This is a genomic window from Luteimonas huabeiensis HB2 (assembly GCF_000559025.1).
Classification (GTDB): domain Bacteria; phylum Pseudomonadota; class Gammaproteobacteria; order Xanthomonadales; family Xanthomonadaceae; genus Luteimonas; species Luteimonas huabeiensis.
The window spans coordinates 133776-157957 of the sequence record NZ_JAAN01000014.1; the positions used below are offsets into that span (position 1 = coordinate 133776).

A 24182-nucleotide genomic window follows, 5' to 3' on the forward strand; every position below is an offset into this window, starting at 1 on the left:
GCCGCTCGGTCGCCCATGGCTTACCATGGCGCCTGCGCGGCGTCCCCGACGAAGGCCTGTGCTGCGACGAAGGCGGTTGCGCAGGGCTAGATCGGATCGACGGAGGGACTGTCGTCGCGCGAGAGCATGGCGCGTTCGATGAAGTGCTGCAGCGGTTCCGAGGGCTCGCTGTCCGGCCGCAACAGGTAGGTGGTCATGCATGCCGACGGGTCCGACAGGGGCCGCGCAATGATCTCGGGATGGCGGCAGACCGAAATCTGCGCCGCCGTGGCGAGACCCAGTCCGTAGCCCGCAGCCACCAGCGTCAACATCAATTCCAGTGTCGCGACCCGCTCGGCAATCCGGGGCTGGATGGCGGCCGTGCGGAGCAGCCGTTTGATCTGCCGGTACGCGCCCTCGCAAGCTTCCGGGTGGCACTTGATCAGGGGATAGCGCAGCAGTTCATCCAGAGGGACCTGCCTGAAGGCCAGCAAAGGATGGCGCGTCGGAATGGCCACCAGGATGGGATCGGACCAGATCGCCTCGCACAGAATGCCCTCTCCAGCTTCGTCGGACTGCGCGAACCCGGCATCGAAAGTGTCGTCGCGCAACCCGCGCACTTGCGATGCGAGCGGCGTCTCGAACAGGCGGATCTCCACATCGGGCTCCTCTTCCCGGCACAGGGCCAGGAGTGCCGCGAGGCGTGTCTGCGCGATACCGTCCGACAGCGCGATGCGCAGCATGCCGCGATAGCCCGTGGCGGCGGCCCGGACGTTGGTTCGTGCCTGTTCCAGCACCGCGAACACGCGGCGGGCATCCTCCAGCAGCACCTGGCCCGCCCAGGTGAGCTGGGTGCCGCGCCGATTGCGTTCGAACAGCGTGGCGCCGAGGTCGGACTCCAGTTCCCGGATGGTGCGCGACAGCGGAGACTGCTCGATATGGAGCCGCACCGCCGCACGCGTGAAGTGCAGTTCCTCGGCCACTGCCACGAAACAGCGCAGGTGTCGCAGCTCCATCGCGCCACCTACGCGTACATGAGGCCGGGAGCTTGATTCACGCGAGCGGCTCCTCGGGCGCCGTGCCAGACAGCAGCGCCGTGATCGGCAAGGGTTGGAACAAGAGCTCGCGGCCGAGGACCTTCAGGCCGCCAGGACCGCTTTCGAGCAATCGGCGCTCTTCGCGCGCGACGAACAGTTCGGTGCGATAGCCATCGCATTCGGGAAGTCGCTGTAGCAGGTCGCGGATCGCGTCGCCCGCCCAGGGCGTTTCGCTGTCGAACTGACCCAGCAGCCGGCTATGCCGGGAAATCACGAGGCGGTAGGCATTCATGGCCGGACGCTCCCGGCCATAGCGTGGATGGCCATTTCCTCCCAGCCCAGGCGCCGGGTGCGGGTCAGTTGCTCGGCGGTTTCGCCGCAGGCGCGCTCGACGGCCTGAGGCATCTCTATGCCAAGCAGGCAATGGCCGGTCAGGCGCGCGGCGAAGTAGTCGCCGGCCCCTTTCACCACGCAGGGCACGCGGGGATGCTCGAAGAGGCGCGATACCCCCTCTCGCGTCTCCAGCAGCGTCTGGACGACGGCGCTTTCAGGATCATCCTGGACACTGGTCACCACCACCCATTGGGTGGGGCCGCGCAACAGCGCACGGGCAGCCTCGCGGCAATCCGCCAGACCCTGCAGCGTTCTGCCGGTGACCTGTTCCAGCTCGAACCGATTGGGGACGAGGCCGTGGGCTTCTGGAATCAGCAGCGTGCGCCAGGCCTCGGCCATGCCAGCCGCCGCATACACGCCTTGGTCGTAGTCGCCAATGACCGGATCCAGGTGCAGGCGCAGTTGCGGGTGGCGCTCGCGCATCGTCGACCACCAGGATGCGAGGATCCGTGCCTGCGACGGCGCGCCGAGGAAGCCGACCTGCACAACGCGAGCGCACGCGGGGATGCCGCGCGCCTCCAGGTCATCCAACCAGCCAGCGAACCACGCGTCGGGCACGGCACCGCCATGGACCGAGGGATAGTGCGGGGTGTTGCTGAGCAGCGCGGTCGGCACCGCGGTCGTAAGCAGCCCGCAGGCTTCCAACGCGGGAATCGCCGCGTTGTTGCCGACCCGCCCGTAGACCACCTGGGACTGGATGCTGATGACATCGATGGGCACAGGTTGGGTCACCGTCATTCAGGACGCCCCCCCGTGTCCTGCTGCCGGTCCAGCCACGCGCCGATCGTGCGGTGGGCCGCAGCCTTCAGCGTTGCCCCATGCCGCTCGGCATCCGCGCGCAGCGTGCGCGGATCGACGCCGGCCTGGCCCAGCTCGCAGCAATGGCCGACCAGCCAGCGTTCGATTCGGCTGGCATCGGCTTCCAGGTGGAACTGCAGACCCAGCACCCGGTTGCCGACCGCGTAGGCCTGCTGCACGCAGCTTTCGGTGCTCGCCAGCAGTTCACTGCCCTCAGGCAGCTCGAAGCGGTCGCCGTGCCAATGCAGCACCGGCACGCCGGCCAGCGGTGCCAGCACCGAGCGGCGGCCCGCATCCGTCAGCGTCAGCGCGCCGAAGCCGATCTCCTTGAAGCCCATGGGGGCGACGGCGGCGCCGAGCAGGCGCGCGATCAATTGCGCGCCCAAACAAATGCCGAGCAGCGGCCGGCCGCTGGCCAAGCGCCGTTCGAGCAGACGCAGTTCGTCGGCAAGAAAGGGATAGGCCCGCTCGTCGAAGGCGCCGATCGGCCCACCCAGTGCAATGAGAAGATCGCTTGCCGCGGCCTCCTCACCGGCCAGGTCGTCCGTCGCGGGGTCGAGGTAGCGCACGTCGAATCCACGCTCGCGCAGCAGCGGTTCGAGCGTGCCGAGGTCTTCGAAATGGATGTGGCGCAGGGCCAGGGCGGTCTTCATGCGGTCTGCTCCGATGCGGTCGATGTCGCAGCCCGATCGTCGTCGGGCCAGTAATGGCTGTCCGGCGTCGCGCGAGCGCCAAAGATGGCCTGGCCGACGCGCACGACGGTGGCGCCTTCCTCGATGGCCAGCTCGAAGTCGCCGGACATCCCCATCGACAGTTCGTCCATGCCGATGCCCGCCGGCGCCTCCTGGCGCAGCCGATCACGCAGTTCGCGCAACAGCACGAAGCAGGGACGGACCCGCGCCGGATCGGCCGACAGCAGCGCCAGTGTCATCAGGCCTCGCACGCGCAGGGTGGAGAAGCCCGGCAGCGCCCGGACGAAGCCGGCCACCTCGGAAGGCGGCAAGCCGAACTTGCTGGCCTCGCCCGAGGTGTTGACCTGCACGAACACATCCAGTGCGCGCCCTTCGGCTTGCAGGCGACGGTCCAGCGCCTCCGCCACACGCAGGCTGTCCAGGGCCTGGAACTCGCTGGCGAAGCGTGCCACGACCTTGGCCTTGTTGGTCTGCAGGTGGCCGATGACCGACCAGCGCAGGTCGGCGAGATCCACCATCGCTTCGGCCTTGCGCTGCGCCTCCTGCACCTTGTTCTCACCCAGGTCGCGGCAGCCGGCGGCGTAAGCCAGACGGATGCGCTCCTCCGGCACGGTCTTGCTGACCGGCAGCAGGCGCACATCGGACGGATCGCGTCCCGCGCGGGAGCAGGCATCGGCGATGCGCCGATGCACCGCCGCCAGATTGCGCCGAAAGTCCTCGACGCTGTGTGCGGTGGGCCAGGGATGCGTCTGCGCGTTCATGGACAAGGGGTTCTCCGTGCTGCTAACATTGTCATAGGACAAAATATACATTGTCACGGGACAAACGGGAATGGCAGAAAAGACCGCATCGGACATCTTCGAGCGCATTCGCCGCGAAGCACATGCGGGCCGGCTTGCCGCGGGCCAGACCCTGCCGTCCGTGCGCGAGATGGCCGATCAACTGGGCGTCAACCGCAACACGGTCGCCGCCGCGTACCGGAAGCTGGTGGCCGCAGGCATTGCCGAGACGCTGGGGCGCAACGGGACGGTGATCCGGCCAGCGGCGCGTCTCGGTGAGCAGGAGGGCCTGCAGCCCGGCTCGGCGCTGGCGGATGTGGCCAGCGGCAATCCGGACCCGGCCTGGCTGCCCGATCCATTGCAGGCGCTGGCAGCCAGCGGCTACCGGCCCGCGCTGTATGGCCAGCCTGTACTCGACCCAGCACTCGAACGGCTGGCGCGGCAGTGGTTCGGAGCGGATCTCCGGGAGGGTGACGGTCTGGTGCTGGCGCATGGTGCGGTCGATGCGATCGAGCGTCTGTTGGCTGCCTACCTCGTCGCCGGCGACAAGGTGGCGGTGGAGGACCCGTGCTTCCTCGGCAGCCTCAACATCCTGCACAGCACGGGCCTGGCAGCGGTGCCCGTGGCCATGGATGCGCACGGCATGCGCCCGCAGGCGCTGGAAGCGGCGCTGGCCAATGGCGCCCAGGCGGTGCTGTGCACACCAAGGGCGCAAAACCCCACCGGCTGCGGCCTGAGCGAGCAGCGCGCCCGCGAACTGCGCCGCGTGCTCGCCCGCCATCCGCACGTGCTGGTGATCGAGGACGACCACTTCGCCTTGCTGGCCGAGACGCCGTACTTCTCTATCGCGCCCGCGGCCACCACGCGGCGGGCGCTGGTGCGCTCCGTGTCCAAGGGCTTCGGCCCGGACCTGCGGCTGGCCTTCATCGCTACCGATGCGGGGACCGCCGCAAGGCTCGGCATGCGACTGGCTCCCGGCACGACCTGGGTCAGCCACCTGCTGCAGGCGGCCGTGCGCGGCCTGCTCGGATCCGACGCGGCCACGGCGCGCCTGCATGCGGCCAAGACCGCCTACGCCATGCGTCGCAAGGCCCTGATCGATGCACTCGGCGCCGTGGGCATCGCCGCCAGGCAGCCCTGCGACGGGTTCAATGTGTGGATTCCGTTGCCGGAAGACCGTGACGTTCACCGCACCGCGCAAAGCCTCGCACGCTGCGGCTGGGCCGTGCGAACCGGCGATGCCTTCGCGATCGCGCCCGCGGCCCCCGCGCTGCGAGTCACGGTCTCGACGCTCGAACCCGGGGACGCGGCGCGCTTTGCCGCGCAACTGCGCGACTGTCTGGGGCGTGTATGAAGCCAGTCTGCATGGCATCGTGCCTGTCCTCTCGCGGGTCCGTCTGCGTACCGGTCCATGGCGCGCTACGGCGCCTGCAAGGCGGAGGCGACGCGAGCGGGCCACGGGCGCCGTTCCAACAAGCCGGTCTCCCGTTCCCGCAGCGTCCGGCCGACCTGGCTCGCCTCGGTCACGGACGCGCGAAAGTCCCGGATCAGTTGTCGCGTCACCGGCCCCACGGGCCATTCGGTGGTCGCCGCATCCTCGACCAGCGCCACCACCGGCTGCAGTTCGACCGAGGTGCCGGCGGTGAATACCTCGGAGGCGGCGCGCAGTTCGTCCAGCGTCACGGTCCGCTCCTCGACCCGCAGCCCGCGCTGGCGCGCCAGTCCCATCACGTGCCGCTTGGTGATGCCGTCGAGGAAGCAGGTCGGCAATGGGGTCACCAGCACCCCGTCATGGACCATCAACAGGTTGGTTGCCGTGGTCTCGGCGACCCGGCCTTCGCTGTCGAGCAGCAGTGCGTCGTCGCAGCCCGCCGCTGCGGCGGCATGGCGCGCAAGGGTACCGATCATGTACAGCCCCGAGCACTTGGCCGCGGTGGGTGCGGTGTCAGGACGGGGACGCCGCCAACTCGCCAGCTGCAGCCGGATGCCTTCCTCGGCGCGGCCCTGGGACGCCGCCGTGGGCCAGTCCCAGGCCGCGATCGCCACGTGGATGCGGGCGCGCGGCGAAGCGATGGAAACACTCTCCGCGCCGCGCCAGGCCACCGGGCGGATGTAGGCGTCGTCGAGCTGGTTGGCCCACAGCACCGCCTCGATGGCCTGTGTCAGTTCGCCTTGCGACCACGGCAGGTGGTAGTCCAGCAGCGCGGCGGACTGCTGGAAGCGTTCCAGGTGAGGCGCATTGAGGAAGACATGACCGCCATAGGCGCGCATGCCCTCGAAGACGGCCCCGCCCATATGCAGCGCATGCGTGAGCACGTGCAGGCGTGCTTCGCGCCAGGGCAGCAGCTCGCCATCGAGCCAGATCAGGCCATCGCGATCGTCAAGGGAATTGAGCATGGTGCGCACCGCTGTACAGGTTGTCGATGGCGTCAGTGTGCGGCCGGTTCGCCGTCGGCACGAGTGAGCAAATCTCAGACGATGCTGAGTTTTGGTCCTCGTGTCGGCGAGCGTGGAGACGACGATTTCCGGTTTAATGAGTCCATGAACGACCAATGACTTCCAGGAGGGTGAATCCCCCATGCGCATCCCTGTCCCGTTGAATGCCTTGCGCGCCTTCGAGGCTGCGGCGCGCCATCTCTCGATCAAGGACGCGGCCCTGGAACTGGCGGTCACCCCCTCGGCGGTCAGCCACCAGTTGCGCACGCTGGAGGACATGCTCGGCGTCGAACTGCTGCGCCGCATCGGTACGCGGCTGGAATTGACCAGCGCCGGCCGCCGGCTGGCACCTAGCCTCAACGAGGGTTTCGCCCTGATCGCCGAGGGCGTGAGCAGCTTGCGCGAGGAGCGGCGCGACGGGCCCCTGCGCGTGAACATGCTGCCTACCTTCGCGACCAACTGGCTGTCGCCCCGCCTGAGCCTGTATCCGTTCGAGCGGCGCGGCTTCTCGCTGGACATCTCCACCACGCAGGACGACGTGGATCTGGCCGCCGGCGTGGCCGATGCCGGCATCTGGTATGGCGACGGCCAGTGGGCCGGCCTGCAGGCCGACCTGTTGTTCGAGGCCACCATCGATCTGTACGCGCGCCCGGGCTTTGCCACCGGCTCGCGCCGGGAACGCCTCAAGCAGGTCGCGCGCGCCAACCTGTTCGTTTCGCGGCATTGCCTCACTTGGCAGCGCTGGATGGACAGCCTGCCCGGCGGGCCGTTCGAGCCGGCTGTCGTGACCCGCGTGGATTCGGGCGGCCTGACGATGCAGGCGGCCGCCGATGGGGCTGGCGTGTCGATCGCCGTCTGCGAACTGGCCGAGAGTGCCGTCCGGCTCGGACGCCTGGCCTCGGTCTTCGACCACCCCGTGAGCGCGGGTGTCGGCTTTTGGCTCGTCTATCCCGAGGCGCTATCCGAGGATCGACGGCTGGAGAACCTGCGCGGCTGGCTGCGCGAGCAATGTCAGTCGGAAAGCGGAACTCGGAACCCAGAAGCGCGGACAGCATAGACACGTATGAATACCGCATATCCGAAAGACCAGAAAGCACCGCCGGATGACGATGTGACGCTTCGACGGCTCGTTGCCCATGAAGCCGTTGCGCTTGCCTCCCTGCTGGCCGCCTATGGCGACGAGATGCGCCACGGGCAAGGCGCCGGGGCGAATGCACTGGCTCATGCCAATGCCTTGATCGCCGATCCGATCGCGGAAGTGCTGGGTGGCTTTCTCGGCGACGAACTCGTCGCCTTCGCAGTGTTCTTCGATCTGCCCGAGGCGATCTCCGGAGGGCGGTCGGGCCAGCTCGACGACCTGTACGTCCTGCCCGCCGCGCGCGGAAAACGACTCGCTCAGCGGCTCATCGCGGCCATCGCCGATACCGGTCGATCACGCGCCTGGATCCATCTGCGCTGGCTGGTCCCCGAGGACAACCCCGATGCCATCCGGGCCTACGCGCGCTTCGCCGAACCCGCCGGCTGGAAGAGCTACGTGCTTTGGCTGGCCGGTAGCGAGCGGTGGTGAAGCCATGAATAACCTGCAGCAGGTCGATTGGTCGCGTCTTCCGCAGCCGGAGGATGATGGCGGCGCCCGCCACCTCGCGGGCATGCGCCTGCCCACGCTTGAACTGGCATCGACGGATGGTGGCCGTGTCGACCCTTCGCGCCTGCGCGGACGCACGGTGCTTTATCTCTTCCCGATGACGGGCCGGCCGGATATCGCACTGCCTCCAGGCTGGGACGAGATTCCAGGAGCACGGGGCTGCACCCCGCAATCCTGTGCCTTCAGGGATCATTTCGCCGAACTGAAGTCCTTGGGCGTCGCCCAATTGTTCGGCGTGTCGACGCAGGACACCGCGTACCAATGCGAGGCGGTGGCGCGCCTCCACCTGCCTTTCCCGTTGCTGTCCGACAACCGCCTTTCATTCGCAACCGCGCTCGGTCTGCCGGTCTTCGAGGTGCAAGGCCTGACGCTGCTCAAGCGGCTGACCCTGATTGCGCACGATGGCGTGATCGAGCATGTGTTCTATCCGGTGTTCCCGCCGGACCGGAATGCCGACGATGTCATCGAGTGGCTCAAAGGCCATCATGCCAATCAATCCGGCAAACCATGAATATCGGATCGTTCGGCGGTTCCTGGAGTGAATTTCCCGACATGCAAGACATTGCCAGCTTCCACCGCTGGGTTCACCCGGTGAACAGGGCCGAGCGCTATCTGGTGCTGCCCGACGGATGCCGAGACGTACTGTGCATCCGCCATGCGGATGGCTTGGTTCAGATCGTGTCAACCGGGTTTGATGTTCGGCCTCGGCTGGTCGATCTGCTCCCCGGCACCACGATCACAGGCTATAGGTTGCGCCCGGGCGCGGGCGTGAGCGCGCCTGCCATGCAGGCGATTGCCGCAGACCATGATCGAATCGGGGAAATTCTCGACGAGCAGTGCGAAGCCTGGACGCATCTGGACGAGGCCATCCTGGCGCTCAGTTTTCCGGGTGCAACGGTTGGCGCCGCCTGCCGCAGCATTGGCATTTCCATCCGAACGATGCAAAGAGTCTTTCTGGGCAGAAGACTCCCACCGCCGGACTACTGGCGGCTCTTGGGACGAGCGCGCCGGGCAACCGGACTGCTTTCGTCGGGTGAACCTCTTGCCGAAATAGCCAGCATATGTGGCTTCAGTGACCAAGCCCACATGACCCGCGAACTTGTCCGCTGGTTCGGCCATTCTCCGGCGCAGTTGCGCAGGCAAGCCGACGTCCTTGAGCGCCTGCGTCAACCCGGGCTGGGCAACTGGGCGGGCGAACAAATCTCCACCAGATAACCGTTGATATCGGTGACGTAACACGTCGTCTGCCCCCAAGGTTCACTTCTAACCTCCTGCACAGCTTGTGCGCCGGCGGCTACGGCACGCGTATAGGCCGCATATACGTCTTCCGTTTCAAAGGCGATCTCGAATACCGGGGTTTCGGGTGCGGGCTTGCCGGGTGTCTTGCCCAGAGTTCGCATCAATTTGACGGAAGAAAAAGCCAGCTTGGTTGCCCCCGTGACGAGTTCACCATAGTCCCCCGACTCGTGCAGAAAACCCCGCTCCATGGCAAAAGCACGTTCGTAAAAGGCCAGCGAGGCGGCCACGTCTTCGACGTAGAGAATCGTGTATCTGAAAATCATCTCAGCTCTCCAAGTTAGATGGAGAAATGGATTCTGGGCCAGGCTTCATCCCCTGTATTGAATGATCGCGACAGGTGCATGTCAGTGAGCACCCCACGATCACGTTCAGTCAAGCCGCAGAATCGCTACTGATGTGATCTTGATCGGCCAGCGCTTCCGCTTCAGTCGTGGTGAATGGGCCTCATCCACAGTCATGCCGTACCTCTCGCTGCCCGAGGATCGTCCGCAGGTCGATGCTTCAGTGCGCCGAGTGGGTGGGTTGGTGGCTCGCCGGTACGCAACCAGTCCAGCGCCAGGGGCCACAGCGCCTCGCGGAAGCGCTCGTGGAAGAAGGCGAAATGGCCGATTTCGGCCTGCTCGATGGCCGCGGGAGCCAAGCGCAGGTGATGGCGCTCGCTGCCGGTGTAGTAATCCAGCAGGCGGTCCAGCGCCGGTACCGTGCCGAATGGATCGTCCTCGATGCCCAGCGCCAGGATCGGTGCGCGCACCTGGCCGAAGCGCCGTGCCAGCATTTCGGCTTCGGGCTCACCTTCCAGTGTCTCCCGGCCTCGGCGCACCGTGCCCTCGAAGCGGGGACCCATGCGTGCCCAGTCCAGTGCCACGCCCTTGGGCGTGTCCTCCATCCATCCCAGGCGCTTGGCTGGCACGTAGCCAAGCACCCGCGCCAGCAGCGGCATGGCCACGTGCCAGCGCAGGAACATGGCGCGGCGTGCGGCGGGCGCATAGTCGCGCCAGTAGGCGTACTGCGCCCCCATGGTGAAGATGCGCCGCACGCGGTGTGCGGACGCGGCCAGCCCGATCACGAAGCCCCCAGCGGAGTGGCCGACCACGTCGATCGGCTGGCCGGGGAATCGCCAGGCGAGGTACTGCAGCACACCCTCGAAATCGTGCTGCCCCCAGTCGATCCAGTCGGCCTGCAGCCGACGCAGCCCACGGTGTCGCGATTCGCCGATGCCGCGGTAGTCGTAGGTCACCACGTCCCATCCGTGGCTGTGGAGCCAGTCGGCAAAGCGCCCGTAGTACCGGCAGCGCACCGAGGTGGCAGCGTTGATGACCGCGACCGGATGCGGGCGTCGTGGATCGCAGGGGCGGCGCCAGGCGAATCCACCCAGTGCATAGCCGTCGGCGGCGCGAATGTCGATGGGCTCAGTCATTCACAGCGAGACCCTGGACCAGCAGCACCACGGCCTGCGCGCCGGCCATGCGATCCTGGGCAATGCGTTGGTACTCGTCCGATTCCGCCCAGTCATGGAAGGCGGCTTCGTCGGGAAAGGACATGAGCACGAGCTTCTGGTGCGGCCAGGTGCCTTCGATGGTGCGAGGCTGCTCGTCCGCGGCCAGCAGACGTCCCCGGTGGTGGCGGAACACCTCCATGAAGCGGGCCTGGTAGCGGTCGTAGGCGGTCCGGTCGTGGATGGTGAGTTGAGCAATGGCGAAAACGGTCATGACGCAGGCTCCTCGTCGCGACGGCGATCCGGTTTGGCGGCCGAGGCCGATTCGATGCGGTCGCCCTGTGTGCTGGGGCTGGAGAACACCAGAAAATTCACGTCCTCGTCGCCACCATTGGCGGCAATGTGGCGAGTGCCGGCCGGGACATGTACGCCTTGACCGGCTTCCAGCAACACGTCCTGGTCGGGCGTGCTCAGGCGCAGGTGGCCACCGAGCACGTAGAAGAACTGGTGAGCCCTGGCGTGCCAGTGGGGTGCCTCGGCGCCGCCTGCGGGCATCCATTCCTGCCGCACCTGCATGTGTTGCAGTTCCAGCAGTCGCCAGCCCAGGCAGACCCCACCCCAGTCATAGCGGTTGCCGTCGTCGGGCCGGACGGCGCGCAGCAGCGCCGTCATGACGTGCCCTCCTCGGCGGGGACGCCGTGCAGGGCCTCGCCTTGGACCTGCCGTCCATTCTCGAAACGCATGATCTCGCACATGCGCGTGCGCTTGCCGCCAGCCTGCGCCACGTAATGGACGACGACGGTCTGCGCCTCGACGTCGCAGATGGCCGAGATGAGTTCGAACCGCAGGTCCGGCCTGTCGGCGAGCGCGGCCAGCCAGTAGCGGCGCAGCGCGTCCTTGCCTTGTACCCGCGTGCCACCGGTATAGGGCTGGGCCAGCGCGCTCACGAACAGTGCGTCGTCGGCGTAGGCGACCAACACCGCCGGCACGTCGCGCCGGTTCCAGTCATCGATCCAGGCCAGCGCATGGGCCCGGAGTTGATCATGAGAGAGTGTCGTCATGGCATCACATCCAGAAGAGAAGAACGGTCAGGGCAGCCAGGGTCGCCATGGCACGATTGACCACGCGAGCGACGGTGCGGTCGCGCAGCCAGGGCCGCAGGCCGGCGCCGAAGGCGGCCCAGACCAGCATGCAGGGCAGTCCGATGGCGGCGAACACCAGGCTGACCACCAGCAGGCGCAGTGCGTAGCCTTCGCCCGGCGGCAGGAAGGTGGACACCACCGTCACCGAGATCAGCCAGGCCTTCGGATTGACGAACTGGAAGGCCAGCGCCTGCATGAAGCCGATGGGCCGGCCGGCCTCGGTCTCCTCCAGTTCGGCCGCGCGCCACAGTCGCGCGGCCAGCCAGAGCAGGTAGAGGCTGCCCACGACCTTCAATGCGACCTGCAGGCGCGGTTCGAGGGCGAACACCGCGCCGAGGCCGGCGCCGGTGATCCCGAGCTGCACCATCACGCCCGCAGGGATGCCCAGCAGGTGCGGCCAGGTTCGGCCCAGGCCGAAGAGCAGGCCCGAGGACATCAGCATCACGTTGTTGGGGCCGGGCGTGATCGACATGACGAAGGCGTAGACGATCAGCGCCACGAGGGCGGTATGTTCCATGGGAGTTCGCTGGGACGGGGAGTACCGGGGCGTTGAGGGAAAGACGAGGCCCGTCCGCGAATTGATTCTGGGCCGGGCATGGCGTCGGCTCCAGCGAGAAATTTTCAGTCCCACCTGAGATATTCGCGCTTGGCCGCAAGCGTCATCGCGCAGCAGACTTCGCAGGTACTGCCCGGCGCTGCCGAATCGATGACGGCCCGGCACTTCGGGCGGTTCCTCGCAGGAGAACCCATGTCTTCCGATTTCATTCGATGCGCGTCGCACCCAGACGGCTATGCCGAGTTGGTCATCGACCGGCCGGCAGCCCGCAACGCCCTGTGCCGCTCACTGACCGATGCGATGGCCGCGCACCTCGACAGGCTGGCGGCCGACGCCGCCGTGCGGGTGGTCCTGCTGCGTGCCGAAGGCGAACACTTCGCGGCCGGTGCCGATCTCAAGGAAATGCTGGGCATCAGCGCGGAGCAGGCGCGGGCCACTGACTTCGCCGGTTGCTGCGCGCCGCTGGGCACGTTCCCCAAGCCCGTGGTGGCGCTGGTGCAGGGCTTCGCGCTCGGCGGCGGCTGCGAACTGGTCGAGATGTGCGACATCGTGCTGGCGGCCGAGAACGCCGTGTTCGGCCACCCGGAGGTTCGCGTCGGCACCATGCCCGGTGCGGGCGGCACGCAGCGCCTGCCGCGCCTGCTCGGCATGGCCAAGGCGATGGACCTGCTGCTGACCGGGCGCCGCATGGACGCCCGCGAGGCCGAACGCAGCGGGCTGGTCTCGCGCATCGTGCCCCCCGATCACCTGCTCGAAGAGGGCCGCCGGCTCGCCGCCGACATGGCGTCGCTGTCGGGCGAGGTGCTGGTCCTGATCAAGCAGGCCGCGCGTGCCAGCGCCAGCCTGCCCATGGACGAAGGACTGCGCCGCGAGCGGGCCGCCTTCCACCACACCCTTTCGCTGCCCGACCACGAGGAAGGCATGCGTGCATTCCTGGAGAAGCGGCCACCTCGATTCAACCCCCTCTCCACTGCAAAGGAACCTTAGAACGATGACCCAAGCCGCCCCATCCTTGCCGCTCGATCCCCAGGTCGAGCGAATCGTCCGCGACAGCTTCGCCCGCCAGGGCCTGATGCACCACCTGGGCGCCGAACTGCACGAGGTTGCGCGCGGGCGGGTCAGCATCCGGTTGCCGTTCCGCGAAACCCTCACCCAGCAGCATGGCTACTTCCATGCCGGCGGCACCAGCGCCATCGCCGACTCGGCCGGTGGCTACGCGGGCTTCACGCTGTTTCCACCGGACAGCTCCGTGCTGACCGTCGAGTTCAAGATCAACCTGCTCGCCCCCGCGCAGGGCGACTACCTCGAAGCGGTCGGCACGGTGGTGCGCTCCGGACGCACCCTGACCATCTGCCAACTCGAAGTCTTCGGCGTCACCGAGCAGGGACGGGCCCAGGTGGCGCTCGGCCAGCAAACCCTGATCTGCCTGCAGGGCAAGCAGGATCGATGACGTTTCCGGTGTCCGCGCAAGGATGCGCTCGGCGGCCAGTGCCGCCATTCATGAAGGAGAACCCATGACCCCAACCTCGACCCAAACCCTCGGGACCCTCGACACAACCCGCTGGCTGCGCGGACAGTCCAACGCGACCAAGGTGCTGGCGGTGCTGTTCGGCACCCTCGTGCTCACCGCGTCGTCCCACGTCAGCGTGCCTATGGTGCCGGTGCCAATGACCATGCAGACGCTGGCCGTCACGCTGGTCGGCGCACTGTACGGCTGGCGCCTGGGTGGCCTGACGATCCTCGTCTGGCTGGCCCAGGGCGCGCTCGGCTTGCCGGTGTTCGCCGGCGGCACGGGAGGTCTGGCGCGCTTCCTGGGACCGACGGGTGGCTACCTGCTGGCTTTTCCCGTGGCCGGCGCGCTGACCGGCTGGCTGGTCGAACGCGGCTGGCATGGCGGGCGCGTCGTGTTGGCCTTCGCGGCGATGCTGATCGGCAACGCCCTGTGCCTGCTGCTCGGCGGCGCCTGGCTGGCCGCGATGGTTGGCGTGCAGAAAGCGATCGCCGTGGGCGTGGCCCCCTTCGTCCTCGGCGGCGCGCTCAAGTCGGTGCTTGGTGCAGCGCTGCTCAAGGCCATCGACAGCGGTACCCGCAAAGCGGCGCACCGATGACGCGCGTTCCGGGTCGGCCCGGTACATCACGATGAACGCCCTCGATGCGGAGCAGGCGCGGCGCTTTGCGCTGGCGTGGCTGCCCGCCTGGACCGGCAACGATCCTCAGCGGCTGGCTGCCTTCTATTCCGAGGATGCCTTCTATCTCGACCCTGCCGTACCCCAAGGGCTGCGGGGAAAGCCCGCGTTGCTGGGCTATTTCGAGCGCCTATTGGCGCGCAATCCGGCGTGGGTCTGGACGCAGGTCGAGGGCATCCCCATGCAGGATGGCTTCCTCAACAAATGGTGTGCCGACATCCCGGTCGGTGGCGAGGTGTTGACCGTGGTCGGCGTATGCCTGGTACAACTGGACCATGCGGGCAAGATTCGCCGCAACGAAGTGTATTTCGACTGCAGCGAGTGGATGACCAGGATGGGAGCGGCATCGAAGCGGGATCGGGACGGAGGGCCATGAGCGAGCAGCAGGCAGGGAGCGTTTGGTGGACAAGGATCTACGTCTTCGTGGTGGAGCCGGTGCTCCTGGTGTCGGGCCTGACGCTGGTGCTTGCGTTGCTGTCGTCCCTGCGCGCGGACCCTGGCCCCGCCAGACTGGCTGCCGCCGTCTTCCTCGTCACCTCCGTCATGGGGCTCATGGTCCTGGTCCGACAGTATGGACGCCGCCTGCGCTGGCGAGGTAGGCACATGCCCTTGCCCCGCTTCCCGGCGACGCTGCGCATTCCCATCGCGCGCGCCGCGTGGTGGGAAGTGCTGTTCATGGGCATGGGGATCGTGTTCCCTCTGCTGGTCGTCGTGCTGCGGCCCCTCGTCAAGGACATCCACGAGACGGACCCTGTCGTGCTCGCTCTTGCGCTGGGCGGCGTCATCCTGGCCGTGGCGCTCACACGGGCGATCGTGCGAACACTCGTGCGGCGGTTGCGTCGCCTCGACCCACCCGCCGACCTCGTGGCCGATGCCCTCGGCCTCACGCGCGAAGGCCCCCAGCGGGTCTTCGTTCCCTGGCAGGCAATACAGTCCATCGAACATGCGAAGTTCCGAATCTGGAACTCGCACCTGCACCTACTGGCGCTGAAAGTCGATGATCCGCATCGATATGGCCTGAACACCGGCCGCTTCCAACGGCTGATGCTCAGGGGCACCACCGACGAACGCGGCATGAACGTCGGGCTCGTCAACCTGAGCGGCTACATGCCTTCGCCATCGGACAGCGTGCGCGCGCTCCGCGACTACTGGGCCTCGGCGAGGCCATGACGGCGGCCACGGACCGCCGTGCCGGCGGCGTCGGCGGCCCCCACTGAACGAGCGTCCGGCCTGTCCGGCGACGCCACCAGATCGAGCGCCGACAGCAGCGCATCGCCCTCGACCGGACCGTGCAGCAGCAGCGATTTCCCCGTCAGGCCGTCGTCAAGCCGCACGGTGGGCGTGGCGTTGATGCCGCTACGCACAGCCTCGTGGGCCTGCGCGCGAACGATGGCTGTGGGGCGGTCGCTGTCCAGGCAGGTCCGCATGGCGGTCGTCAGACCCGGCCAGGCCTGATCGGTCGGCAGCCCCTGGCCATCGCCGCGGGTGTTCTGGTAGAGCCAGGCGATGGCACTGAAGAAGGCCTCGTGGCCTTGCGCTTCGCCTGCGCACTCGGCCACGCCGGCCAGCCGACTCGCCTCGGGATCGTGCATCGCCAGCGGCAGGTGATGCCACCGCAGGCTGGCCTCGGGGTGGGCATCGATCCAGGCCATCAGAGTCGGGTAGTAGGCCTTGCAGAACGGACACTCCAGGTCGGCGTACAGCGTCAGCGTGAAGCGCGCATCGGCGGGGCCGTGGCGCCAGGGTGGGCCGGCCGGATGCGCCTGCGCGACCTCAGGCCCCGTGCGCGGTGTCGGCGCACCGGGAGTGCGGTACAGGAGCCAGCCCAGCAGGCCGGCTACAAGGATGCCAGCGACCACCCAGGACAGCCGTGGGAGGCGCCCGGCGCGCTTGCGAATGGCCTGGGATCGGCTCGGCAAGGTGGTTCGCTTCGAGGACATCACGCGCTCCGGTTATTTCGGCAGGAACAGCGGAGGCGATGCGATGCCACGCGCCTGGTCGATCTTTTCGGCCACCTTGAAGGCGGCATCCAGTTCGCCGATGCCGTACTGGCGCATGAGCTGGTAGCGTTCGGCCTTCTCTTCCGGTTCGGTCTGCGCAAGGGCCAGATAGAGGCTGGGCGGCACGGCGCGGAACAGCACTTCCATCGACTTGGACAGGATGACGCCCTCGCTGAACTTGCCCGCCTCCTTGCGCGCGGACAGCATCAGCGCCTTCTGCGCGGGTGAAAGTTCGCGGAACCGGGCGATCTTCTCCACCTCGTCGGGCGGCATCGACAGGCAGATCCACCACTCGATCATGTTGAGCATGGGCTCGGCGGCCTTGGGCAGGTCGTCGATGTTCTGCGTCGCCAGCCAGTACCACGCACCGAGCTTGCGCCACATCTTGGTGATCTTGACCACGTAGGGCGCGAGCAGCGGGTTCTTGGTGATGATGTGGCCTTCGTCGGTGACGTTGATGATCGGCCGGCCCAGGAACTGGTCGCGCTCGGCGATGTTGTTCACAGTGTTGATCAGCGAGATGTAGGCAATGGAGAGCTGCGCGTTGTAGCCCTCGCGCGCGAAGGTGGCCAGGTCCACGATGGTGATGTCCGCCTCGGGCCAGGGCGTGCCCGGACGGTCGAACATCTCGCCGTCTGCGCCCTGGCAGAGCATGTCCATCGCATCGGCCATCTCCAGCAGCCGCGCGCGCCGGGCATCCGGCAGGTTGGCGTCGCGGGCGCGTTCGCGCAGCGCGTCGCGCACGTCGCGGGTCAGCACCGTGCGCGCCTGTGCCACGCAGCGCTGGGCGGCGCCCAGGATGCACTGGCGAATCAGGCTGCGGTCGGCGCGCGTCATGCGCGCTTCCTCCTTGTCCTCGCCGCCGGTGATCATCAGCCGGGCGGTGATTTCGAGTTCGCCGAGCACGTCCCGCTGGTCATCCCCGTCGTCGGCCTGATGGGTGTCGCCGTCCTCGTCCAGAGCGTCGGCATCCAGCGTCTGCACCTGGCCCGGTGTATCGACCAGTCGCCAGGCATCGGCGAATGGCGCCAGGCTCACGCCCGCGCCGGGTGCCAGCTTCACGCGATGCACGCTCAGGCCCAGCCGAGCGGCGAAGTCACCGAACAGGCCAAAGCTGTTGCCGGCCTCGACGATGAACAACCTGGGCCGGTAGATCGCCGTGACCTGGTTGAGGATGTTGTTCAGCGTGGCGCTCTTGCCGGAACCGGTGGGACCGAAGAGGAACAGGTGGGCGTTCATCTGCCGGTCGAGCCGGTTCAGTGGGTCGAAGGTGATCGTGCCGCCGCCCCGGTTGAAGAAGGTAATGCCCGGATGGCCGGTGCCCTGGCTGCGCCCCCACACCGGCGCCAGATTGGCCGCGTGCTGCGCGAACATCAGTTGCGTGTACCACTGCCGCTTGTCCGCCGCCGGGTCGAACAGACAAGGCAGCCAGCGGAGGTAGGTGTTGAGCGGCGCCACCTCATCCTCTTCGCGCACCGGCTGCAAGCCCGCATTGAGCATGACGTTGACCAGTTGCAGGCCGCGGGCGTCGAGCTGCGCCATGTCGCGGCCGCGCAGGTAGAACGCCAGCGTACCCCGGTACAGCTTGTGCGCACTGCCGATGAGGCCGCGGGCCTGCTGCACGTCTTGGCGCGCCTGCTCGCTGGCGAGCGTCTCGCCGACCGCCTTGCGGGCCAGGTGGTTGAGGTGCGCCTCCAGCACGTCCTGCGGCGTGGCGACCAGGGTCAGGCACATCACCGTGTCCTCGGGCATCTGGTCGAACAGCGCGTTCATCGCATCGCCGCCCTTGCGCGTCTCGCCGGTCACGTGTCCGGTCGCGGGCGGCGAGCGCAGACGATCCATGACGATGGCCCGGTGCGGCATGCCGTCGAAGAACCACAGGCCGCGGGCGACATCCGAGCGCGGCTGGCCGAAGAACAGGCGTTGCGCGAAGTCGCCGCTGGCCAGTTCGATCTCGCCCTCTTCCTGTTCCTCCGGGTAGCGGGCGAGCGCGTAGAAGCGTTCCCGGTCTTCGGCCGTGCTGCCCAGCGCGCCGGGATTCGGGTTGAACCAGCGCAGCAGCCAGTCGTGAATGTCCGCCGCGCCAAGGCGCCGGGCCTTGACACCGGCATTCGCCAGGCCGCCGACCAGGCGGTCGCAAATCGTCGCCAGGGCCTGCTCGGGCGATTGCCCCCGCCGGGCCGATGCTGCGTCCGGGGTGCGCCGATAAACCACCATGCGCACGCGCCGGGTCTGGCCGCGCCACGGCAGGCGAGTGACCGTGGTGTCCTCGAACAGGCCGCCCGGCTTGGCGATCGCGCGCAGGTGGTGACCGAAGAAGCGCAGATAGAACTCACTGAACGCGCTGCCCTGCGCGCGTGGATGCAGGTACGCCCCCAGCGTGCGCAGGTAGTGGTCCCAATAGGCTTCGTCCTGCGCATAGAGCTGCACCACCCACGGGTTCTCGTCCAGTTCGTCGAAGGAGTCCTGCAGCGCGTTCTCCAGGGCATCGCGGGCCTGCCACAGCCAGGCGGTCTCGCGCCCTTCGGTACCGATCGGCTGCAACTCGAAGAACGCCGCCACCGATTGGCCATCTTCGAGCAGCATGCACCTCGTGGCTGGCAGGTACTCGACCCAGGGCAGCAGGTCGGCGAAGGACGGCGCCACGTCGTAGAGCGCCGCGTGGTCGGCCTGCGTCGCGGGTCGCCGATGATGCCGCCCAGGGGCGGCTCCAGGTGCCTCAATGCCGTGCGCGGCAAGGCGGGCGACATGTCGCGTCCAGGCGTCCGGCTCGGTGTCGGCCTGGCCTGGCCTGGGGGCCGGACGACGCGGCCACGGCAGTCGCCAGCCCATCAGTAGTCCTCCAGCCGCTCGCCGGGCATCGCGTACTGCACGCGCTGGTAGAGCGGGAAGACGGTGCTGTAGCCGGGCACCGGTACCGGGTCGGTACCGGCCAGGTGCGGAAAGACGTACATGACCAGATCGGGGTTTGGCAGTCGATGGAACTGTCGCTGGATCTCGTTCGCTGCGGTGCGGGTGTAGGCCGCGTTCCGGGCGGGCGCCGCGAGGGTGTCAGCGTCGGTCAGCGGACGGCGCAGGTCCTGGCGTGCGTCGAGCAGCAGGCGGCCGGCCTGGCCGCCGCTATAGCCGCCAGTCTCGTGCTGCCAGATGTCCAGCATGGTGTGCTCGCCCCGGGGCAGCAGCTTTTCCGAGCTGGTGGCACAACCCGCGAGAACGGCGGCGGCGAGCAGGACAAGGGGACGGTCAATCCAGGTCCGACGCATGTGCTTCTCCCATGAGGTGATTCACCCGGCGCCCCTTGGCGTCGTGGTCGATGGCGATCGGCTGCTCCAGGTGCACGGCCACCCTGGCGCCGGGCTGCACGTAGACCGCAGCGAAGGCCTGGCCGTAGAGCTTGTTGACCCAGTCGGCCATGTCGCGCACGCCACCGGCCAGGATGCGGCCCATGGCCTCGTTGCCCGAAATGCCGACCGTGCCCAGCGAACCGTTGTTGTTGGCGACCACGGCCACGCTGCCGTTGTCGGACTTGATGAGCGAGGCGGCGCCCGCGCCGGCCGCGGTGATCAACGCCTGCGATCCCAGGTACTGCTGGGCATTGCTGCGGCGCTCGCCCGAGACGCACGGGATGCCGTAGGGATCGCTGATCCAGCCCAGGCCATCCAGCAGACTGGTGCTGTTCTGGCTTCGACTGCGCTTGCCGTCGTCTTCCGGCACCGTGCGGATGGTGCCGTCGCTGAACACGAAGGTGATGGAACGGACCTGCCCACGCACGCACGAGAGCGTCCAGTCGCCCGAGGCCGTACCGCTCACCACCGCACCGGCCACGTCGGGAATCTCGATGCCGTTGGCCGCCAGGTTGTCGGCCCCGATCAGCACCTTGAAGGGAAACGGGTCGTTGACGGTGCCGTCGATGGGAATGCGACCGATCAGCGCGGTCATGGCGACCGAGCCCATCAGCGTGGCATTGGCGGGCACCGTATAGACCGCCTGGGCGGTGCCGCCAACGGCTTGCGCAGTCCTGTCGCTGACGGCCTCCGCCGCAGCCGACAGCTCCGGCGAGGCCGGGCCGAAGCTGGAGGGAAAGGCGGGCAAGCGCAGGCTGCTCGAACCGCCCTTCGGATCGGGCCGGGCGTCAGCCGGTTCGATCCAGCGCATGCTGCCATCCTTGAGCGGTCCGCCGTCATGCCCGTCCAGCCCAAGGCCGATCGGCAGGTCGGCGACATCGCCCTTGCCGGACAGTCCGTCCAGGCGGCGCTGCAATTCCTGCATCAGCCCTTGCGTGTGCTGCCGGTCGCTGGCGGCCTGGGTTCGCTCCTGTTCCAGGCGGCGACGTTCGCTGTCGAGGGCGTTCTGGATGCGCTGGTCGATCGCACCCTCGCGGGTACGCAGGCGCTCGTTCTCGGCCTTGTGCTGGCGGTTGTCGCTCAGCGCGGTCTGCAGCTCGGTGCGGAGCTGCTTGACCTGCGCGACCAGGGTGGCGACGGTATCGCGCGGGGTGTCGCCCGCGATGCCGAGCGCCTTCATTTCCTCGGGAGTGAGCTGCCCCGGGACATCCTGCTTGCCAGGTGCAGCGTCACTGCCTGAGAACAGCCTGGCACCGACGAACACCAGCAACAATGCCATCGGAATCAGCAGCCACTTCAACAGGGGATTACTCCTCATCTGACGTCCTCCCCGCAGCGGCGGCCGGCGGCAAGTTCGTGCCGGCATCGATGGGGCCGAGCACCGGCATCAGGGACTCGGCCAGGCCACGGCCGCGCGTGACCAGATAGACCACCGTGGTGTCGGTCGAAGCGCCCGCAGGCCCCAGGTCGGGATGCTGGAAGGTCGCGGCCACGAAGTCGCCTTGCAGCGCCCTTGGGTCGAGATCGATACGGTGAGGCGAGGTGTTGGTCAGGCGCACGGCGGTGACCCACTGGTCTTCGAGTCGCCAGGCCGCCAGTGCCCGCGCCTTGAGCGGCAGCGTTGGCAGCAGTGTGTCCAGCGCGAGCGGGCGCCGCAGCGGCACGCGCCCGATGCCGGCCACGGGCTCGACGGTGCGCAGCGGTGCGTAAAGGTTCTGCGCCGCGTAGCGCGTCAGGACAACGGTTATCGGCGTCTGCCGACGCCTGCCGGGTTGCGCTGCTTGGGTCGGACCGGCGGCAGTGTCACCGCTGGCATCCTCGGCGGCGTCCTGCAGGACGATGCGTACAGGCTCCAGCGGCGGCTCGCCTTCCCCGGCGTCCGTGGCTGCGATGTCGACCAGCACGATGGCGCCGGATTCCACGTCCTGCAGCTGCAGCCGCGTCGGCGCGATGGCCTCGCTGGCGCGCAGGTAGATGGCGCCGCCCGCGCTCTGCACGCGCAGCCGCTCGCCCAGGCTCGGGGGCAGGCCGACGCGCACGTTGCGGTCGATGAAGACCACGCGTTCCTGCCCGACGACCAGCGGGACGGCCAGCGGCAACCGCTGCCAGCGCAGGATCTCGATGGCATGGCTGTCCGGCACCAAGCCGAAGCCAAGGGCCAGGCTCGCCACGATGGTGAAGACGTGGTGTTTCATGGGTTGCTTCCCTGCGAAAGGCCGCCGTCGGGCGTGCCGGACGGAGGCACTGCCGGCGACGGTGCCTCAATCCGCTGCGGCGCGCCGTCATAGCAGTCCAGCGCAAGGCCGAAGGGGTTGTGCTGGGGATCGACGTCCAGCCGCACCACCTTCAGCGGATAGCGCACCAGGGCCCGCTTGACCTGCTCGGCGCCGTAGTACTCGTCAGCGCTGACGTCGAGCGTGACGATCCAGTCGCGGCTTGAAACCGTCTTCACCCGCATCGTGGGGTTGTCGCCGAAGCCGCGCCCCGGAATCTCGTAGATGCCACGCACCCGCTGGCGCAGTTCACCACTGCTGCGCCGGTGCTCGTAGTCCTGGCGCAGGAAGGCCTGGCAGGCCGGTGTGAAATAGGCCGACAGCGCGTGGAGGTTGCGCGGGTAGTCCTGTTCGCCATCCGTCGGCCAGCGCTGGACCTGCTGCCAGACGTAGAAGGCGAACGCATAGACATTCTCGGGCGGCACATCCCACCAGGCGCGGGTGCTGCCCGAGCGCAGATCGGGGGGCACGTGGATCGTCAGTTGCCTCGGCGCACTCCACCAGCCGAAACCGAGCAGCAGCGCCACCACGAACAACGCACCGGCGCCCAGGCGCAGCGTGCGCACATGGGCCTGCAGGTGATGGACTTCGTTCCTGAAACGGCTCATGAGGCGGCTGCTCCGCGTGAGCGCCGGGTGGTCCAGTAACCCGACCGCGTGATGAGACGGTGCCCACCGAGCCAGGACGCTGCCAGCGGATGGCGCAGCGCCAGGCGCCACTGCAGTTGCCGGTACAGCCAGGTGTCCGGGCGGCCGCGCTTCTGCCGGCGCAGGAATCCGCCACCCCCGAACACGCCAGCCGCCACGCCGGCCACGACCAGGGTCGGCACCATGGCGACGCTGTGCGTGGCCCAGGCCAGCGGCACGCCGGCGATGAACCCCGCCACCGCGGACAGGCCGGCGCAGATCCAGAGTTCGTCGGCGGTCAGGCCCCTCACCACCACGGGCTGCCGGTTCAGCCTGTGCGGCAGGAAGGTGACCAGCCCGTCGCGCGCGATATCGTTCAAGGCAGCCATCGCCGCTCAGAGCACGCCGGTGGCCTTGGTCAGCAGCCAGATGCCGACCACCAGCAGGATCGCACCCACGGCCACGGTGAGACCGAACTGGCCCCAGGTGGCGCGGCCGGTATGGATCTCCGAGTAGCGCGTGTAGGCGTGGTAGCACACACCGACGAACATCGAGGCGACCACCAGCAGCGCGACCAGCAGCACGATGTCGTAGCCGTAGTTCTGCAGCGTCTGCATGATGCCGCTGCCCTGGCCGCGCGAGGGGTCCTCGATGGTCGGCAGGCCCTGCGCCCGGGCCGCCAATGGCAAGCCCATCAGCATCAATGGCGCGAGGATGGTGGTGGCAATGCGATGGGGAATCGGATGGGTCTTCATGGCGGTCGGGCCTTTCGTGGTGGTCAGGACAGGAGGAAATAGGTCAGCACCAGGTACATCGCGACGAAGCGCACGACGACACCCAGGAACTGACGCTGGGACAGGCGCTGCTCGGCCCAGCCGGTGTAGGCGGTACGCATGGCCCACACGCCCCACAGGAGCAGGACGGCGAACACCAGACCGAGCACCACCGTGGCCACGGCGGCGGGGGCGAAGCCGCCGTTGGCCTGGAAGGCGCTGACCTGGGCGGCGTTCATTGGGGTGCCTCCTGGTCGGAGGGCGGGCTGGACTGGCGGTAGTCACCGGACAGCTCGACCGAATCGCGCGGCTGGGCGCGCGGCGGCGTCAGGTAGTCCTGGATACCGGCCCGAACGCGCTGGAGGTCCTCGCGCAGGCGGGCATGGTCGAAGTGGTAGCGGGCGCGCTCCTGCGGAGCGGTATGGGCGGCGTGCTCGGCGAGGCGGTCGATCAGATCGAGCTGGCGCGCGAGGGTCGCCAACTGCGCATGCTCTGGGGAGGCATCGCCCGCTGACGCGGGCGTGGCATTGGTCAGCGCGACGGCTAGGACTAGGGCCAATGCCGGCGCGCCGCGGCAGTCGGTCGTTGGTTTGCCTGTGGTCGTCATCACGCCATTCCGCAGTCGTCTGGATGGCGGAATGCTGCGGTGGTCGGCTGGAACCTGCCGCAAACAATCGGAATCGGCAGGGTGCCGGATTTACGTTCGTGGTTGGCGTGGCGCGGTTGGGGTGCGGGAGCAGGAGAGCCGCACCCCGTCCTTAAATGGGTTCCAGGAGGGGGCTAAAGTGC

Annotated in this window: 32 protein-coding genes; 10 read left to right on the forward strand and 22 right to left on the reverse strand. The window is 68.0% G+C overall.

Going from position 1 to position 24182, the window contains the following annotated elements; all coding sequences use genetic code 11:
- Positions 1-86: 86 nt before the first annotated feature.
- Genes Z164_RS0104660 through Z164_RS0104680 form a run of 5 tightly spaced genes read right to left on the reverse strand, consistent with a single transcriptional unit; the run spans position 87 to position 3660 of the window.
- A complete protein-coding gene (locus Z164_RS0104660) occupies positions 87-995 on the reverse strand; it encodes a LysR family transcriptional regulator (protein ID WP_024889574.1) in 909 nt (302 codons plus the stop codon).
- A gap of 37 nt (positions 996-1032) precedes the next feature.
- Entirely contained in the window at positions 1033-1308 is a 276-nt protein-coding gene (locus Z164_RS0104665; RefSeq protein WP_024889575.1) for a hypothetical protein, read from the reverse strand.
- Positions 1305-2147 carry a PfkB family carbohydrate kinase gene (locus tag Z164_RS0104670; protein ID WP_024889576.1) on the reverse strand — a complete coding sequence of 281 codons (843 nt, stop codon included), beginning with the start codon at positions 2145-2147 and terminating at the stop codon, positions 1305-1307. The genes Z164_RS0104665 and Z164_RS0104670 overlap by 4 nt, the downstream gene beginning before the upstream one ends.
- Complete coding sequence (locus Z164_RS0104675) at positions 2144-2860, reverse strand: glutamine amidotransferase (protein WP_024889577.1); 717 nt, start codon at positions 2858-2860, stop codon at positions 2144-2146. The genes Z164_RS0104670 and Z164_RS0104675 overlap by 4 nt, the downstream gene beginning before the upstream one ends.
- Positions 2857-3660 (reverse strand): YggS family pyridoxal phosphate-dependent enzyme, encoded by an 804-nt coding sequence (locus tag Z164_RS0104680; RefSeq protein WP_021205431.1) that lies wholly within the window; start codon positions 3658-3660, stop codon positions 2857-2859. The genes Z164_RS0104675 and Z164_RS0104680 overlap by 4 nt, the downstream gene beginning before the upstream one ends.
- Positions 3661-3730: 70 nt before the next feature.
- Between Z164_RS0104680 and ptsJ the strand changes: the two genes are divergently transcribed.
- Positions 3731-5032, forward strand: coding sequence for a MocR-like B6 salvage transcription factor PtsJ (ptsJ, locus tag Z164_RS0104685; protein WP_024889579.1), 1302 nt, complete (start codon positions 3731-3733; stop codon positions 5030-5032).
- 65 nt (positions 5033-5097) lie between these two features.
- Here ptsJ and ilvE read toward each other — a convergent pair whose 3' ends face one another.
- Positions 5098-6075: a branched-chain-amino-acid transaminase gene (ilvE, locus tag Z164_RS0104690; protein WP_009463302.1), complete on the reverse strand. Its 978-nt coding sequence runs from the start codon at positions 6073-6075 to the stop codon at positions 5098-5100.
- A 181-nt stretch (positions 6076-6256) separates the two neighbouring features.
- On the opposite strand from ilvE, the gene Z164_RS0104695 reads away from it, so the two are divergent.
- Genes Z164_RS0104695 through Z164_RS21745 form a run of 4 tightly spaced genes read left to right on the forward strand, consistent with a single transcriptional unit; the run spans position 6257 to position 8974 of the window.
- Positions 6257-7171 carry a LysR substrate-binding domain-containing protein gene (locus Z164_RS0104695; protein WP_024889580.1) on the forward strand — a complete coding sequence of 305 codons (915 nt, stop codon included), beginning with the start codon at positions 6257-6259 and terminating at the stop codon, positions 7169-7171.
- A 6-nt stretch (positions 7172-7177) separates the two neighbouring features.
- Entirely contained in the window at positions 7178-7681 is a 504-nt protein-coding gene (locus Z164_RS0104700; protein ID WP_052151668.1) for a GNAT family N-acetyltransferase, read from the forward strand.
- A gap of 4 nt (positions 7682-7685) precedes the next feature.
- Positions 7686-8270 carry a peroxiredoxin gene (locus tag Z164_RS0104705; protein ID WP_024889582.1) on the forward strand — a complete coding sequence of 195 codons (585 nt, stop codon included), beginning with the start codon at positions 7686-7688 and terminating at the stop codon, positions 8268-8270.
- Positions 8267-8974: an AraC family transcriptional regulator gene (locus Z164_RS21745; RefSeq protein WP_023008466.1), complete on the forward strand. Its 708-nt coding sequence runs from the start codon at positions 8267-8269 to the stop codon at positions 8972-8974. Before Z164_RS0104705 ends, Z164_RS21745 begins: the two co-directional genes overlap by 4 nt.
- Here the strand turns inward: Z164_RS21745 and Z164_RS0104710 are convergent.
- The 6 genes from Z164_RS0104710 to Z164_RS0104735 form a co-directional block, all read right to left on the reverse strand.
- Entirely contained in the window at positions 8926-9321 is a 396-nt protein-coding gene (locus Z164_RS0104710; protein WP_024889583.1) for a VOC family protein, read from the reverse strand. The two genes, Z164_RS21745 and Z164_RS0104710, sit on opposite strands and share 49 nt — an antisense overlap.
- A gap of 191 nt (positions 9322-9512) precedes the next feature.
- Positions 9513-10475, reverse strand: coding sequence for an alpha/beta hydrolase family protein (locus tag Z164_RS0104715; protein ID WP_024889584.1), 963 nt, complete (start codon positions 10473-10475; stop codon positions 9513-9515).
- The gene (locus Z164_RS0104720) at positions 10468-10767 is read right to left on the reverse strand and encodes a DUF1330 domain-containing protein (protein WP_024889585.1); all 300 of its coding nucleotides are present in this window, start codon (positions 10765-10767) and stop codon (positions 10468-10470) included. Before Z164_RS0104720 ends, Z164_RS0104715 begins: the two co-directional genes overlap by 8 nt.
- The gene (locus Z164_RS0104725) at positions 10764-11165 is read right to left on the reverse strand and encodes a cupin domain-containing protein (protein ID WP_043689299.1); all 402 of its coding nucleotides are present in this window, start codon (positions 11163-11165) and stop codon (positions 10764-10766) included. Before Z164_RS0104725 ends, Z164_RS0104720 begins: the two co-directional genes overlap by 4 nt.
- Entirely contained in the window at positions 11162-11554 is a 393-nt protein-coding gene (locus tag Z164_RS0104730) for a nuclear transport factor 2 family protein (RefSeq protein WP_024889587.1), read from the reverse strand. Before Z164_RS0104730 ends, Z164_RS0104725 begins: the two co-directional genes overlap by 4 nt.
- A 4-nt stretch (positions 11555-11558) precedes the next feature.
- Positions 11559-12152 (reverse strand): LysE family translocator, encoded by a 594-nt coding sequence (locus Z164_RS0104735; protein ID WP_024889588.1) that lies wholly within the window; start codon positions 12150-12152, stop codon positions 11559-11561.
- 129 nt (positions 12153-12281) lie between these two features.
- Between Z164_RS0104735 and Z164_RS0104740 the strand changes: the two genes are divergently transcribed.
- The 5 genes from Z164_RS0104740 (at position 12282) to Z164_RS0104760 (ending at position 15547) form a co-directional block, all read left to right on the forward strand.
- Entirely contained in the window at positions 12282-13178 is an 897-nt protein-coding gene (locus tag Z164_RS0104740) for an enoyl-CoA hydratase/isomerase family protein (RefSeq protein ID WP_201769568.1), read from the forward strand.
- Positions 13179-13182: 4 nt separating this feature from the next.
- Positions 13183-13641 carry a PaaI family thioesterase gene (locus Z164_RS0104745; protein WP_024889590.1) on the forward strand — a complete coding sequence of 153 codons (459 nt, stop codon included), beginning with the start codon at positions 13183-13185 and terminating at the stop codon, positions 13639-13641.
- A 64-nt stretch (positions 13642-13705) separates the two neighbouring features.
- Complete coding sequence (locus Z164_RS0104750; protein WP_024889591.1) at positions 13706-14299, forward strand: biotin transporter BioY; 594 nt, start codon at positions 13706-13708, stop codon at positions 14297-14299.
- Positions 14300-14330: 31 nt separating this feature from the next.
- Positions 14331-14753: a nuclear transport factor 2 family protein gene (locus Z164_RS0104755; protein WP_024889592.1), complete on the forward strand. Its 423-nt coding sequence runs from the start codon at positions 14331-14333 to the stop codon at positions 14751-14753.
- Positions 14750-15547: a hypothetical protein gene (locus Z164_RS0104760; RefSeq protein ID WP_024889593.1), complete on the forward strand. Its 798-nt coding sequence runs from the start codon at positions 14750-14752 to the stop codon at positions 15545-15547. Before Z164_RS0104755 ends, Z164_RS0104760 begins: the two co-directional genes overlap by 4 nt.
- Here Z164_RS0104760 and Z164_RS0104765 read toward each other — a convergent pair.
- From Z164_RS0104765 to Z164_RS0104810, 10 genes are read right to left on the reverse strand one after another with little or no spacing between them, the layout of a single operon-like run.
- On the reverse strand, positions 15523-16317 hold the full coding sequence (locus Z164_RS0104765) for a DsbA family protein (RefSeq protein WP_024889594.1): 795 nt from the start codon (positions 16315-16317) through the stop codon (positions 15523-15525). The genes Z164_RS0104760 and Z164_RS0104765 overlap by 25 nt on opposite strands.
- Before the next feature lie 12 nt (positions 16318-16329).
- Positions 16330-19209, reverse strand: coding sequence for a conjugative transfer ATPase (locus Z164_RS0104770; RefSeq protein ID WP_024889595.1), 2880 nt, complete (start codon positions 19207-19209; stop codon positions 16330-16332).
- Positions 19209-19640, reverse strand: coding sequence for a TIGR03751 family conjugal transfer lipoprotein (locus Z164_RS0104775; protein ID WP_024889596.1), 432 nt, complete (start codon positions 19638-19640; stop codon positions 19209-19211). The genes Z164_RS0104770 and Z164_RS0104775 overlap by 1 nt, the downstream gene beginning before the upstream one ends.
- Positions 19621-21039, reverse strand: coding sequence for a TIGR03752 family integrating conjugative element protein (locus Z164_RS0104780; protein WP_024889597.1), 1419 nt, complete (start codon positions 21037-21039; stop codon positions 19621-19623). Before Z164_RS0104780 ends, Z164_RS0104775 begins: the two co-directional genes overlap by 20 nt.
- Entirely contained in the window at positions 21029-21916 is an 888-nt protein-coding gene (locus tag Z164_RS0104785) for a TIGR03749 family integrating conjugative element protein (RefSeq protein WP_024889598.1), read from the reverse strand. Before Z164_RS0104785 ends, Z164_RS0104780 begins: the two co-directional genes overlap by 11 nt.
- Positions 21913-22602, reverse strand: coding sequence for a PFL_4703 family integrating conjugative element protein (locus Z164_RS0104790; protein ID WP_024889599.1), 690 nt, complete (start codon positions 22600-22602; stop codon positions 21913-21915). The genes Z164_RS0104785 and Z164_RS0104790 overlap by 4 nt, the downstream gene beginning before the upstream one ends.
- Positions 22599-23009, reverse strand: a complete 411-nt coding sequence (locus Z164_RS0104795; RefSeq protein WP_024889600.1) for a TIGR03750 family conjugal transfer protein — start codon at positions 23007-23009, stop codon at positions 22599-22601. Before Z164_RS0104795 ends, Z164_RS0104790 begins: the two co-directional genes overlap by 4 nt.
- A 6-nt stretch (positions 23010-23015) precedes the next feature.
- Positions 23016-23375 (reverse strand): TIGR03745 family integrating conjugative element membrane protein, encoded by a 360-nt coding sequence (locus tag Z164_RS0104800; RefSeq protein WP_024889601.1) that lies wholly within the window; start codon positions 23373-23375, stop codon positions 23016-23018.
- A 23-nt stretch (positions 23376-23398) separates the two neighbouring features.
- On the reverse strand, positions 23399-23632 hold the full coding sequence (locus Z164_RS0104805; RefSeq protein WP_009463356.1) for a TIGR03758 family integrating conjugative element protein: 234 nt from the start codon (positions 23630-23632) through the stop codon (positions 23399-23401).
- Positions 23629-24000: an integrative conjugative element protein, RAQPRD family gene (locus Z164_RS0104810; protein WP_024889602.1), complete on the reverse strand. Its 372-nt coding sequence runs from the start codon at positions 23998-24000 to the stop codon at positions 23629-23631. The genes Z164_RS0104805 and Z164_RS0104810 overlap by 4 nt, the downstream gene beginning before the upstream one ends.
- Positions 24001-24182: the final 182 nt, after the last annotated feature.